The sequence below is a fragment of the Hominilimicola fabiformis genome (genome assembly GCF_020687385.1).
GTDB classification, from domain to species: Bacteria; Bacillota; Clostridia; order UBA1381; family UBA1381; genus Hominilimicola; species Hominilimicola fabiformis.
On sequence record NZ_JAJEQM010000004.1, the window covers coordinates 1 to 13,619 of the forward strand.

Here is a 13,619-nt window from a genome sequence, read left to right on the forward strand (position 1 = left end):
AAACTATATTTTGCCATGAAAAAACCGACCTCCCAATAGTTAGATTTTTGGTCTAACTTTTGGGGGTCGGTTCAAAAGCCTCTTTTTTTTTGTAGTAAAAATGACAATTTATTGCTGTCTTACAGTGTACTGATTAAATCATTCATATTGTACATTCCGGCAGGTTTGTCACTCATAAACTTTGCAGCCTTAATTGCACCGACCGCAAAAACTTCTTTACTGTGAGCGCTGTGCTTTAATTCGATAACTTCATCAGTTCCTGCAAAGATAACTTCATGGTCACCTACAATAGTACCGCCGCGAACTGCGTGAATACCTATTTCAGTAGGCTTTCTTTTTCTGCGAACTGCGTGTCTGTCATAGACATATTCAGCCGGATAAGAAAGTGTTTCGTCAATAGCGTCAGCGATAGCAAGAGCAGTACCTGACGGAGCGTCAATTTTTTGATTGTGATGACGTTCAACAATTTCAATATCGAAGTTTCCTTCAAGAAGTTTTGTAGCTTTCTTTGCAAGAGCAATGATAAGATTGATACCAAGACTCATATTTGCAGAGAAAAATACAGGAATTTCTTTAGATGCCTCGGTAAATTCCTTTTTCTGCTCATCAGTATAACCTGTTGTAGCAAGAATAACAGGTAATTTTCTCTTTTTGCAGTAGTTTAGTACAGTTGTAAGAGCAGATGGGTGTGAAAAGTCGATTATAACATCGGCGTCGCCTGTAAATTCATCTGGATTTGTGAAAACAGGATAAGTATTTTCAATAGAATCATTTACGTCAAAGCCTGCAACAATCTCACATTCATTGTCCTCACTGACAAGACGGGTAATAACCTGCCCCATTTTACCGTTACAACCGTTCATAATAATTTTCGTCATTAGTCCGTTGCTCCTTTATGCAAGTTTCATACCGAAATCAGTCATAGATTTTTTTAGTTTTTCAAGGTTTGCACTGTCCATATCAACAAGAGGCATACGCAAGTTGCCTGCGTTGAAGCCTAACAAATTCATAGCAGTCTTAATCGGAACAGGGTTAACCTCGATAAATAGGTTGTTGATAAGGTCAAGCATTTTTAATTGTAAATCTCTTGACTTATCCACTTCTCCGTTAAAGTAGTATTCACATATGTTGTGAGTTTCCTTAGGAAGAATGTTTGCAACAACAGATATAACACCCTTACCGCCAAGCGAAAGTGTAGGAACAATCATATCGTCGTTACCCGAATAAATGTATAAATCAGGTACTTCTGCGGCAACCTTAGCCATATAACTGATGTTTCCGCTTGCCTCTTTGATAGCAACTATGTTTTCAACCTTTGCAAGTTCCTTTAGAGTGTCGATAGCAAAGCTCATACCTGTTCTTGACGGAACGTTGTAAAGGATAACAGGGATTTTGATTGCATTGGCAATAGCCGTAAAGTGAGCAATAAGTCCCTTTTGAGTAGTCTTGTTGTAATACGGAGTAACAGAAAGAATTCCGTCAACGCCGTATTCTTCGGCTTTCTTTGAAAGCTCGATTGCGTGAGCAGTATCATTTGAACCTGTACCGGCAATGACAGTAATTCTGCCTGCCGCTTTTTCAACAGTGTACTTGATAGCTGCAAGATGTTCTTCGTCAGGCATAGTAGATGCCTCACCTGTTGTACCGCAAATTATAATTGCGTCTGTATTGTTTTCAATATGATATTCAATTAATTTTCCAAGTTCATCATAATTTGTCTTTAAGCCGTCAAACGGCGTAATAATGGCAACGCCGGAACCTGTAAAAGGTAATGTCTTAGACATATTAAATCAATTCCTTTCAATAAAATTTAAAATTAATCCATATAACCCTTAGCTGTAAGTAGTTCAGCAAGAAGAACCGCACCGCCTGCAGCACCTCTTAGAGTATTGTGGCTCATAGAAACCATCTTATAATCGTATTGTGTTGATTCTCTCAAACGTCCGCATGAAATAGCCATACCGCCGTCGATTTCACGGGCAGTCTTAATTTGAGGCTGATCAGGAGCGTCCTTTTCAGTGTAAACGTGAATAAACTGCTTTGGAGCGTGAGGTAGGTTAAGTTCCTGAGGAACACCTTTGTATTCTGCCCACATTTTTTCGATTTCTTCTACAGACGGCTTGTTTGCACTGTCTTTGAATGAGAAGAATATAGCGGCTGTGTGACCGTTTGATACAGGAACTCTGTATGTTTGGCATTCGATTTGCAATTCGGTTGAAGGAACGATTTCTTTACCTTCAATTTTACCAAGTACCTTGTTAGGCTCAACTTCTGACTTCATTTCTTCTCCGCCGATGTATGGGATTAGGTTGTCAACCATTTCCGGCCATGTCTTAAAAGTCTTACCTGCACCTGAAATAGCTTGATAAGTTGTTACAAGAGCGTGGTCGATTGGGTACTTCATATTAACAACAGCCATTGCAGGCAAATATGATTGTAGAGAGCAATTTGACTTAACTGCGATAAAACCTCTCTTTGTACCAAGTCTTTCACGCTGAGCAGGAATAATTTCAATGTGCTGAGGGTTGATTTCCGGAATAATCATCGGAACGTCAGGAGTATGACGGTGAGCAGAGTTGTTTGAAACAACAGGGCATTCAGCCTTAGCATATCTTTCTTCAAGAGCTTTGATTTCGTCTTTTTTCATATCAACTGCACAGAATACGAAATCTACCTTTTCTGCAATTTTTTCAACGTCGTTTGTAGCGTCCATAACAACCATATCTGCTACTGATGCAGGAATTTCTTCGTCCATAGCCCATTTAGCGCCTACGGCGTCTTTATAAGCCTTGCCGGCACTTCTCGGAGATGCTGCAAGCACTTCGATTGTATACCATGGGTGGTCGTTAAGAAGTGTAATAAAACGCTGTCCAACCATACCTGTTGCACCTATAATACCTACTTTGTAATTGTCTTTCATTTTGACTCTCCTTTGTTTTTTATAAAATAAAAAGCAGTAGTCAGAAACTACTGCTATGTTTGCATATAACAAAAACAGCGATAGCTCCCCACCTTACGATGACAGTCATACCGCTGTTAACGATATGCCCAGAATGAATATCCGCAATTATATTCAAACTTCGGCACTGTGTCCTTTCCGTATACATCAAAGATAATTGCATATCTCCGTATACATACTGATACACAAGCGCACCTCTACCTTGCTTATATATTATTATACTACCACTATTAATTGTATGTGTCAATAGGAAAAATATTATTTTTTTATTACATTATTTAAATGTTGCAAATTCCTGTGCCCAATAAATACCGTATGATCCTCCTCGTGCAAGTCCTACGCCTATATATTCAAAATCGGGATTTAATATATTTTTGCGGTGTCCCGGTGAATTCATCCAAGAATCCATAACATTTTGCGGTGAAGATTGACCTGCGGCTATATTCTCCCCTGCCGAAGAATATGTTATTCCTGCGGCTTTCATTCTGTCAAACGGAGTTTGTCCGTCGGGAGTATTGTGTGCAAAAAAGTTTCTGTCTATCATATCTTCACAGTGACTTTCGGCAAGAGCGGCAAGTGAATCGTCCCATTTTAACGGTGCAACATTATATTTTGCACGTTCTTCGTTTACGAGATTTAGAACTTCATATCCCCAATCATCAAAATCACTTTCATTATCGGTTTCAATATAAACTGCATGCGTGTCACCGTCCCAAAATACCTCTGCACCGGCTGATTCCGATACAGCCCTTAACGGTACAAGGGTGTAATCATTGTAGATTATAGGGGGCGTATTAAGCTCGACAGACGTATCATTGACATACATCGTATTTTCGTTTATAAACAAAGTTATGGTTAAGTCGTCTTTTTGAGCCGTTACACGCTGTTCGTCGCCAAACCACTGTACAACCATATCAAGATTTTCAAATATCGCTCTGAACGGTACAAGCGTTGAATCGTTTTGTATTATTGGTGACTGCTCAAATATTAATTCATCTTCGTTTAGATATACCGTTATATCGTCATCGGCAAAAACCGTCGGTGACATAATCATCAGTGATAAAAAAAGTGCTGTTATTTTTTTCATATTATATCCCTCCTTACCGCTAATTATATAGTATAAACAACAATATAACAAGTGGAAATTTAAAGAAATGTGCTTGTAATTTTTATTGTATTGTGTTATTATTAAGATATACAAGGAGGTGTAGGCTATGACAACGGAAGAAATGTTAGTTTCATTAGTTGAAAATGTTAAAAATATTAATTCAACTCTAAATAATATGAATAAACAATTTGACGATATTAATAATCAAATTGCAGAAATGAAAACAGATATTCAAAATGTTAAAGATGAAACTAAACAAATATCAGAAATGAAAACTGATATTCAAAAAATGAAAAATGAAATAAGAGAAATCAGTCTTACACTTGAAAATGAAACAAACCGTAATATCAAAATTATTGCAGAGGGACATTTTGACTTGTCAAGAAAACTTGATAAAGCCTTAACTGTTGAAAATGAAAAAGAAATGGCACTTATCCGAATTAATATGATGGAAAGTGAAATAAGAAGAATAAAAGAAAAGCTTGCATAATAAAAACGATGTATTACCTGTTACGGAATACATCGTTTTTTATTATCCGATTATTTTACAATAAGACTCTCACCTGTCATTTGTTCAGGTTTTTCAAGTCCCATAAGGTCAAGCATAGTCGGGCAAAGGTCACAAAGTCTGCCGTTCTTAACTTTAACATCGCCTGCACCTACAAGAATCATAGGAACAGGATTAGTTGTATGGGCTGTAAACGGAGCTTTTGTAACAGGGTCGATTAAGCAGTCAGCGTTACCGTGATCGGCAGTGATGATAGCTTGTCCGCCCTTTGCAAGAATAGCGTCAACCATTCTTCCTACACATTCGTCAACGGCTTCAACCGCCTTAACAGCCGCTTCCATAATACCTGTGTGACCGACCATATCACAGTTAGCATAGTTAAGAATGATAACATCAAACTTGTCCGAATTGATTGCGTCAACAACTGCGTCAGTAACTTCGTAAGCACTCATTTCAGGTTTCATATCGAAAGTTGCAACGTCAGGTGACTTGATAAGTATTCTTTCCTCACCGTCAAATTGCTTTTCTTCACCGCCGTTGAAGAAGAATGTAACGTGTGCATACTTCTGTGTTTCGGCAATTCTAAGCTGTGTAAGACCTTTCTTGCTGATGTATTCACCGAATGTCATTTCAAGAGTTTCCGGCGGATATGCTACAGTTACATTTGGCATTGATTCGTCATATTGAGTCATGCAAACGAAGTTTACAGGGAAATACTTTCTTTCAAAGCCTGTAAAATCAGGGTCAACAAAAGTTCTTGTAATCTGTCTTGCTCTGTCAGGACGGAAGTTGAAGAAAATAACACTGTCACCCTCTTTAATCATACCGTTTTTGTCAACAACAGTCGGAATAACAAATTCGTCTGTAACGTCATTTGCGTATGAGTTTTTAACGGCTGTAACAGCGTCTGTTTCCTGTATGCCTTCGCCGTCAACCATAGCTTTGTAAGCCTTTTCGACTCTGTCCCAAGCGTTATCTCTGTCCATAGCGTAAAATCTGCCCATAATTGTAGCGACAGAGCCTACGCCGATTTCTTTAATTTCTTTTTCAAGTTCAGCCATAAATTCGGCACCTGATGTAGGAGGAACGTCACGACCGTCAAGGAATGTGTGAACATATACGTTTTCAATACCTTTTTTCTTAGCCATCTTTAACAGACCGTAAAGGTGTTCATTGTGGCTGTGTACACCGCCGTTTGAAAGAAGTCCCATAAGGTGAAGTGACTTGCCGTTAGCTTTAGCGGCATCCATAGCGTCTGAAAGAGCTTTGTTTTCGTAAATTTTACCGTCGTTAATGTCTTTTGAAATCTTAACAAGCATTTGATAAACAATTCTGCCGGCACCGATATTTGTGTGACCTACTTCACTGTTACCCATCTGACCGTCAGGAAGACCGACGTCAAGACCGCTTGCAGAAAGCTGTGAATGTGGATATTCGGCTAAAAGCTTGTCAAGATGAGGTTTCTTTGCCGCTACGATAGCATTACCCTCTGTATTTTGGTTAATGCCGTAACCGTCCATAATAATTAATGCGATTGGTTTCTTTGCCATAAGTAATTACTCCTTTATGTTTAAAAATAGGACAGGCAATAATGCTTGCCCTTTTGTAAAATCATTATTTAGCTGCCTTTGTGATAACAGCGAAGTCAGCACTCTTTAAAGATGCACCGCCGATAAGACCACCGTCAATGTTTGGCTTAGCAAGAAGTCCTGCACAATTCTTAGGATTCATGCTGCCGCCGTATTGAATAGTAATAGCCTTTGCTGTTTCAGCATCGTAAAGGTTTTCAAGTAATTCTCTGATACCGCCGCAAACTTCTTCAGCTTGGTCGTCAGTAGCAGTCTTGCCTGTACCGATAGCCCAGATCGGCTCGTATGCAACGACAACTTTCTTAGCGTCGTCAGCACTGATTCCGGCAAATGCCTTTTTGATTTGAATAGCAATCCAGTCCATTGTGATACCGGCTTCACGCTGTTCAAGACTTTCACCGCAGCAAACGATAGGAATAAGACCCTTTTCAAGAGCCTTTTTAGCCTTTAGATTAACTGTTTCATCAGTTTCGTTGTTGTATTCACGTCTTTCACTGTGACCCATGATAACATAATCAACACCAAGGTCTTTAAGCATTTCTGCACTTACTTCACCTGTGAAAGCGCCCTTGTCCTCAAAGTGTAGGTTTTCAGCACCGATTTTAACGTGTGAACCCTTAGCGGCCTCAACAGCCTGTGGTAGGCATACGAACGGTGTACAGCAAACTACTTCACATTCTGAACCCTTTGTTGCGTCGATTACTTCTTTGATGTAATCATATGTTTCTGACGGAAGCTTGTTCATCTTCCAGTTACCGGCAATTATATATTTTCCCATTGTAATTTCTCCTTTTGTAGTTTAATTATAAGTGACCGACAGTCACTCTACGGAATATTTAAAATATGGTGAGAGGCGGTCAATGACCGCCCTGTCACAATAATTATTTATCTGTCAAAGCTGCGATACCAGGAAGTTCTTTACCTTCAAGGAATTCCATTGATGCGCCGCCGCCTGTTGAGATGTGGCTCATCTTATCGCCAAGACCTGCTTGGTTTACTGCAGCAACACTGTCACCGCCGCCGATGATTGTTGTAGCGTCAAGATCGGCAAGAGCCTGAGCTATTGTATTTGTACCCTTTGCGAAGTTTGGCATTTCAAATACGCCCATAGGACCGTTCCAAACAACTGTCTTTGCGTCTTTAAGAGCATCCTTGTAAAGTTCGATTGTCTTAGGACCGATGTCAAGACCCATCCAGCCGTCAGGAATATTACCTTCAACAACTTGTGATTCGGCGTCGTTTGCAAATTCTTTAGCAACTACTGTATCAACAGGAAGAAGTAGCTTGTCGCCTGCCTCGTCAAGCATTTTCTTGGCATAGTCAATGTAATCAGGTTCAAGAAGTGATGTACCTGTTGTCTTGCCTTGTGCCGCAAAGAATGTGTAAGCCATACCGCCGCCGATGATTAGCTTGTCTACTTTCTTTAGAAGATTTTCAATAACTGAAATCTTTGAAGAAACTTTACTTCCGCCAAGAATAGCTACAAGCGGTCTTACAGGGTTGTTTACTGCGTTACCGAGGAAGTTGATTTCCTTTTCGATTAGGTAACCTGCAACAGCCGGCTTAAGAATTGAAGATACACCTACGTTTGAGCAGTGAGCTCTGTGAGCTGTACCGAATGCGTCATTTACGAACAAATCAGCAAGTGAAGCAAGTTCTTTTGAGAAAGCTTCTTCGTTCTTTGTTTCTTCTTTTCTATAACGAGTGTTTTGAAGAAGAACAACATCACCGTCATTCATTTCTGCAACAGCCTTTTTAGCGTTGTCGCCTACTACGTTATCGTCAGCGGCAAAAACAACTTCTTTGCCAAGCTTTTCTGAAAGACTCTTTGCAACAGGTGCAAGAGAAAGTGATGGAACAGGCTCACCCTTTGGCTTACCCATATGTGAGCAAAGAATAACTCTTGCTCCGTTATCTATAAGATACTTAATTGTAGGAAGTGCACCTACAATACGGTTTTCGTCTGTGATATTACCGTCAGCGTCAAGCGGCACGTTAAAGTCACAACGTACTAAAACCTTTTTGCCTTTTACGTCAACATCTTCAACTGTTAATTTGTTGTACATAGTCAATTTCTCCTTTTTTATGCGGACAAAATTATCCGATTTTTCTTGATTATATTATATATAAAAATTATCTGTTTTTCAAGTATATAATTAAAATTCGTTAAAATTTTACCAACTTAATCAAAATAGCCGCCGTCAATATGCCAACTATGTCACCGACAGCCGCAAAAGGAACAGCTTTCAAGTTATGTTTTACCCTTGTTTTCGCAAAATATACGCAAAGACAGTAGAAAGTTGTTTCAGTCGAACCCATTATAACGGAGGCAATTCGACCGACTTCGCTGTCGGCACCGTAATTGTTTAAAATTTCGGTAAGTATGCCCGTTGCACCGCTGCCCGATATTGGACGGATAAGTGCCAAAGGCATAACTTCGGCAGGAATTAAATTTGTGATAGGTGAAAGAAGTGATACTATAAGGTCAAGCGTGCCTGACGCACGGAGCATATATGCGGCGGTAAGCACCGCTACAAGCGGCGGAAATATGCCTGATACTATTTTCATTCCCTCCTCTGCTCCATTTATAAAATGTTCGTATGACGGAAGTTTTTTTATCATTGCGGTTATAAGAACAAGTGCAATTATGAGCGGTATTACATAAATCATATTTTACTCCCTATATAGTAATTTTGTCAGTGTTAAAGCAATAAATGCGGCGGTGAATGAAGAAATCCAAATCGGCAGAATAACCGAAAACGGATTTGCAGAGCCTGACGCAACACGCAGAGCAATTATTGTTGTGGGTATAAGCTGTACGGACGTGGTGTTCAAAACGACAAGCATACACATATTTTTTGACGTATAAAGCGGATTGTTGTTTTCATTGTCAAGACATTGCATAGCCTTTATGCCCATAGGTGTTGCGGCGTTGCCCATTCCGAGTATGTTGGCACTCATATTCACGGCAATATATTTTTTTGCGTTTTGACCTGCATTGGGAAACAGGAAGTTTATTATAGGTTTTAATAATTTCTCTAATTTCTGTGACAATCCCGCATTTTCGGCAATTTTCATAATACCCGTCCAAAAGCACATAACTCCCGCAAATGACAATACCGTAAAAACGGCACTTTTCGCACCCTCAAACGCACCGTTTATAGTTTGGTCGACAGTGCCGTTAAAAATTGACACAACTATCGACACAATAATCATCAAGCACCAAATATAATTCATATACTTTCCTCCGTTTCTTGTGAATTTGATATTTATTTATATGAAAAATTGTGCTATAATAGAAGAATGTATATAAATATAATTTGAACGGAGGATTAGTATGCTCAAAGGAAAAACAGTCGTGCTTGGAGTTACGGGAAGTATTGCGGCGTACAAAATCGCAAATCTTGCAAGAATGCTTGTAAAACAGCATTGCGAAGTACACGTGCTTATGACGCAGAACGCAACTAATTTTATAAATCCCATAACTTTTGAAACATTGACAAAGCATAAATGCCTTATAGATACATTTGACCGTAATTTTGAATTCAGCGTTGAACACGTTGCACTTGCAAAAGCGGCGGACGTGGTTATGATTGCACCGGCGAGTGCAAATGTAATCGGCAAGATTGCAAACGGTATTGCTGACGATATGCTTACAACCACTGTTATGGCTTGTCCTTGCAAGAAAATTGTGTCACCTGCTATGAATCATAATATGTTCCATAACCCTATCGTGCAGGATAACATTGAAAAGCTGAAGCATTACGGCTATGAAATAGTTGAACCGGCGCACGGTATGCTTGCAAACGGCGATATGGGTGACGGCAGAATGCCTGATGAAGAGCTTTTGTTTGAATACATTGTTAAAGAGATTGCATTTGAAAAAGATATGACAGGTAAAAAAGTGCTTGTTACAGCCGGTGCAACTGTAGAGGCTATCGACCCTGTGAGATTCATAACAAACCATTCGAGCGGAAAAATGGGTTTTGCACTTGCAAAGAACGCAATGCTAAGAGGTGCGGAGGTGACGCTTGTTATGGGTAAATGCGACAGTGAGCCTCCTGTGTTTGCGAATACGGTTAAGGTGCAGAGTGCGAAAGATATGTATGACGCGGTAATCGAACGTGCCGACAGTATGGATATAATCGTTAAGGCGGCGGCAGTGGCTGATTACAGACCTAAGAACGTAAGCAGTGAAAAGGTAAAAAAACAGGACGGTAATATGTCGATTGAGCTTGAACGTACGGACGATATATTAAAAACTCTCGGTGAAAGAAAAAACGGTCAATTTATCTGCGGTTTCTCTATGGAAACAGAAAATATGCTTGAAAATTCAAGAAAGAAACTTGAAAAGAAAAATTGTGATATGATTGTCGCAAATAATCTTAAACAAGACGGTGCAGGCTTTGGTGGTAATACAAATATCGTGACGCTTATAACAAAAGATGATGAAGTTCAGCTTGAAAAGATGACAAAAGATGAAGTTGCGGAAAAGATATTTGATTTCATTTTGAGTAGATAGGAAGCAGATTATGTACGGATACGAAACGTTCCATGAGGATTTGATGAAAAATTTAATAGAATCGGTGCATAACGGCGCAAGCTCACACGCGTATATATTTGAGGGTGAAAAGGGCTTGGGTGTACTCAATTCCGCCAGACTTTTTGCGGCGGCATTGACGTGCAAAAATACAGGTGTCGCACCTTGCGGAAGTTGTCAGAATTGCGTGGAATCAAAAGCGGACACAAACCCCGATATAATTTATGTTCGACCGAAGGCTGACAAAAAAAGTATCGGTGCAAAAGATATGCGTAAACTTGAGGAGGATGTGGCTGTAAAGCCGTTTAATTCAAAGCATAAGGTTTATATATTTGAGGACGCGTCTTTACTTACCGAGGAGGCACAAAACACGTTTTTAAAAACGTTTGAAGAACCGCCCGAATACGCAGTATTTATCTTGATAACAGAAAACTCCACTTCCCTATTGCAGACAATTTTATCACGTTTTACGCTTGTGCATTTTCCGTCTGTGTCTGACGCGATTATGGAGAAGTATATAAGCGAAAAATATCCTGATGAACAGGAACGCTTGCCGTTTTTGATTAAGTATTGTGCAGGTGTGCCGGGAATGGCGGACAATATTATAAATGATGAAAACTTTGAATCAGTGAGAACGTCCTCACTTGAAAAATTGTTTTCGGTGCTGTCAATCGACAGACGTTTGGCATTCGTTGTGCAGAAGTATCTTGATGAAAATAAGGATAAGGCTGAAACAGTATTCGATTTTTGGCTTGCATATCTGCGTGATATAATCCTTATGCAGTCACAAGCACCAAACGTGATTATTAATATTGATAAAAAAGATATGTTAAGACAGCTCGCGTCTAAGTATGATACCGATTATTTGATGAATATGTCAAAGCGTGTAATAAAAGCAAAGAATATGTTGTCGCGATATGTGAATTTAAAAGCCATTTCACTGTGGCTGTCGCTAAAATCCACATAAAAACGCGGTATTTCTATAAAAATTATTTTTGTTAGTATTTTTTCTATTTTTGTTGACAATTTATTACATATGTGGTATAATAAATTTACCGTTTAAAAGAATATTATATAAGGAGGAAAATTTTAATGAAATCTGTAGGAATCGTTAGAAAGGTTGATGAACTTGGCCGTATTGTCATTCCAGTAGAACTAAGGAGAAAGTTCGGAATCGATATTAAGGATTCAATGGAAATTTATACAGAAGATAACTGTATAATCCTAAAGAAGTATGAACCTTCATGCATATTCTGTGGCGATGCAAAGAATATATTCCAATTCAACGGTAAGAATATTTGCCCTGAGTGTGCTAAAAAGATTAACGGCTATGTAGCTGAATAATCATATCAAAAACGAGAACCGCTTAATCTAATGCGGTTCTTTTTTTGTTGATAATAACTTCAAATCGTGGATAAAGTACATTTTAAAGAATTTCAACGTTGATAAAACGTTAAATTTCAACATTCCTTACCATCTACCACACATACAAGCCACAAATGGCTCCCCTTGAGGGAAGCTGTCGCATAGCGACTGAGGGGTGGCTCTTATATGTTATTAAAAGCAATCATTCCTGTTCTTAAGTAATATTAGTCTGTAAAATCGATGCTCTCTCCCCTATTCTTGCACTCTGTAATAAAATACAAAAAAAAGATGTTACCGAAGTAACATCTTTTTGAATAATCAAATCAGTAAAGCTTACGCTTCTTCGATTTCAGAAACGACACCTGAACCTACTGTTCTACCACCTTCACGGATAGCGAAACGTAGACCCTTTTCGATAGCGATTGGAGTGATAAGTTCAACTTCCATCTTTACGTTATCGCCAGGCATACACATTTCTGTGCCTTCTGGAAGTGTGATAACGCCAGTAACGTCAGTTGTTCTGAAATAGAACTGAGGTCTGTAGTTGTTGAAGAATGGTGTATGACGGCCACCTTCGTCCTTTGTTAGTACGTAAACTTCGCCCTTAAACTTTGTGTGTGGGTGAATTGTACCAGGCTTAGAAAGAACCTGACCTCTTTCGATTTCGTTTCTCTGAACACCACGAAGTAGTGCACCGATGTTGTCGCCGGCTTCAGCGTAGTCAAGAAGCTTTCTGAACATTTCGATACCTGTAACAACAACTTTTCTCTTTTCGTCTGTAAGACCAACGATTTCAACTTCGTCGTTAAGGTTTAGTTGACCTCTTTCAACTCTACCTGTAGCAACTGTACCACGACCTGTGATTGAGAAAATGTCTTCGATAGGCATTAGGAATGGAAGGTCTGACTTTCTTTCAGGAGTTGGGATATATCTGTCAACTTCGTCCATAAGGTCAAGAATACACTTGTATTCAGGAGCGTTAGGATCTGTTGAATCACATTCAAGTACCTGAAGAGCTGAACCTGAAATGATTGGAGTATCGTCGCCAGGGAAGTCATATTCGTTAAGAAGTTCTCTGATTTCCATTTCAACAAGTTCCATAAGTTCAGGATCGTCAACCTGGTCAGCCTTGTTCATGAATACAACGATATAAGGAACGCCAACCTGTCTTGATAGAAGGATGTGTTCTCTTGTCTGAGGCATTGGACCGTCAGCAGCTGAAACAACAAGGATAGCGCCGTCCATCTGAGCAGCACCTGTGATCATGTTCTTTACGTAGTCAGCGTGTCCCGGGCAGTCAACGTGAGCATAGTGACGTGTGTCTGTTTCGTACTCAACGTGAGCTGTTGAAATAGTGATACCTCTTTCTCTTTCTTCCGGAGCCTTATCGATCATGTCGTAAGCTTCGAATTGAGCCTGACCCTTAAGAGCCAATACCTTTGTGATAGCAGCTGTTAGAGTTGTCTTACCATGGTCAACGTGACCGATAGTACCAATGTTAACATGCGGCTTAGTTCTTTCAAATTTCTCTTTTGCCATTGTAGAAATTC

General features: G+C 39.5%; 14 protein-coding genes and 1 riboswitch. Of the genes, 4 read left to right on the forward strand and 10 right to left on the reverse strand.

Going from position 1 to position 13,619, the window contains the following annotated elements:
• Window positions 1-119: 119 nt before the first annotated feature.
• The 4 genes from dapB to LKE05_RS04040 all read right to left on the reverse strand — a co-directional run bounded on the left by dapB (window position 120) and on the right by LKE05_RS04040 (window position 4,046).
• Complete coding sequence (dapB, locus tag LKE05_RS04025) at window positions 120-878, reverse strand: 4-hydroxy-tetrahydrodipicolinate reductase (RefSeq protein ID WP_303672406.1); 759 nt, start codon at window positions 876-878, stop codon at window positions 120-122.
• A 15-nt stretch (window positions 879-893) separates the two neighbouring features.
• Window positions 894-1,784: a 4-hydroxy-tetrahydrodipicolinate synthase gene (dapA, locus tag LKE05_RS04030; protein ID WP_022229824.1), complete on the reverse strand. Its 891-nt coding sequence runs from the start codon at window positions 1,782-1,784 to the stop codon at window positions 894-896.
• Between the two features lie 32 nt (window positions 1,785-1,816).
• A complete protein-coding gene (asd, locus tag LKE05_RS04035; RefSeq protein WP_022229823.1) occupies window positions 1,817-2,920 on the reverse strand; it encodes an aspartate-semialdehyde dehydrogenase in 1,104 nt (367 codons plus the stop codon).
• A 73-nt stretch (window positions 2,921-2,993) separates the two neighbouring features.
• A riboswitch (Lysine riboswitch) is annotated at window positions 2,994-3,167 on the reverse strand.
• A 66-nt stretch (window positions 3,168-3,233) separates the two neighbouring features.
• Entirely contained in the window at window positions 3,234-4,046 is an 813-nt protein-coding gene (locus tag LKE05_RS04040) for a stalk domain-containing protein (protein WP_308456005.1), read from the reverse strand.
• Window positions 4,047-4,173: 127 nt separating this feature from the next.
• Between LKE05_RS04040 and LKE05_RS04045 the strand changes: the two genes are divergently transcribed.
• Complete coding sequence (locus tag LKE05_RS04045; RefSeq protein WP_308456006.1) at window positions 4,174-4,557, forward strand: hypothetical protein; 384 nt, start codon at window positions 4,174-4,176, stop codon at window positions 4,555-4,557.
• 50 nt (window positions 4,558-4,607) lie between these two features.
• Here the strand turns inward: LKE05_RS04045 and gpmI are convergent, their stop codons facing one another.
• The 5 genes from gpmI to LKE05_RS04070 all read right to left on the reverse strand — a co-directional run bounded on the left by gpmI (window position 4,608) and on the right by LKE05_RS04070 (window position 9,401).
• On the reverse strand, window positions 4,608-6,125 hold the full coding sequence (gene gpmI, locus LKE05_RS04050; RefSeq protein ID WP_308456007.1) for a 2,3-bisphosphoglycerate-independent phosphoglycerate mutase: 1,518 nt from the start codon (window positions 6,123-6,125) through the stop codon (window positions 4,608-4,610).
• Window positions 6,126-6,189: 64 nt separating this feature from the next.
• Window positions 6,190-6,942, reverse strand: coding sequence for a triose-phosphate isomerase (gene tpiA / locus LKE05_RS04055; protein ID WP_147514754.1), 753 nt, complete (start codon window positions 6,940-6,942; stop codon window positions 6,190-6,192).
• A 103-nt stretch (window positions 6,943-7,045) separates the two neighbouring features.
• Complete coding sequence (locus LKE05_RS04060; RefSeq protein ID WP_118446633.1) at window positions 7,046-8,230, reverse strand: phosphoglycerate kinase; 1,185 nt, start codon at window positions 8,228-8,230, stop codon at window positions 7,046-7,048.
• A 100-nt stretch (window positions 8,231-8,330) separates the two neighbouring features.
• On the reverse strand, window positions 8,331-8,834 hold the full coding sequence (locus LKE05_RS04065; protein WP_308456008.1) for a spore maturation protein: 504 nt from the start codon (window positions 8,832-8,834) through the stop codon (window positions 8,331-8,333).
• A 3-nt stretch (window positions 8,835-8,837) separates the two neighbouring features.
• Window positions 8,838-9,401 carry a nucleoside recognition domain-containing protein gene (locus LKE05_RS04070; protein ID WP_308456009.1) on the reverse strand — a complete coding sequence of 188 codons (564 nt, stop codon included), beginning with the start codon at window positions 9,399-9,401 and terminating at the stop codon, window positions 8,838-8,840.
• Window positions 9,402-9,501: 100 nt separating this feature from the next.
• On the opposite strand from LKE05_RS04070, the gene coaBC reads away from it, so the two are divergent.
• The 3 genes from coaBC (at window position 9,502) to LKE05_RS04085 (ending at window position 12,048) form a co-directional block, all read left to right on the forward strand.
• Entirely contained in the window at window positions 9,502-10,686 is a 1,185-nt protein-coding gene (coaBC, locus tag LKE05_RS04075) for a bifunctional phosphopantothenoylcysteine decarboxylase/phosphopantothenate--cysteine ligase CoaBC (protein WP_308456010.1), read from the forward strand.
• 10 nt (window positions 10,687-10,696) lie between these two features.
• Window positions 10,697-11,671: a DNA polymerase III subunit gene (locus LKE05_RS04080; protein ID WP_308456011.1), complete on the forward strand. Its 975-nt coding sequence runs from the start codon at window positions 10,697-10,699 to the stop codon at window positions 11,669-11,671.
• Between the two features lie 125 nt (window positions 11,672-11,796).
• On the forward strand, window positions 11,797-12,048 hold the full coding sequence (locus tag LKE05_RS04085; protein WP_022229814.1) for an AbrB/MazE/SpoVT family DNA-binding domain-containing protein: 252 nt from the start codon (window positions 11,797-11,799) through the stop codon (window positions 12,046-12,048).
• A 354-nt stretch (window positions 12,049-12,402) separates the two neighbouring features.
• Here the strand turns inward: LKE05_RS04085 and tuf are convergent, their stop codons facing one another.
• A complete protein-coding gene (gene tuf, locus LKE05_RS04090; RefSeq protein ID WP_022229811.1) occupies window positions 12,403-13,608 on the reverse strand; it encodes an elongation factor Tu in 1,206 nt (401 codons plus the stop codon).
• Window positions 13,609-13,619: the final 11 nt, after the last annotated feature.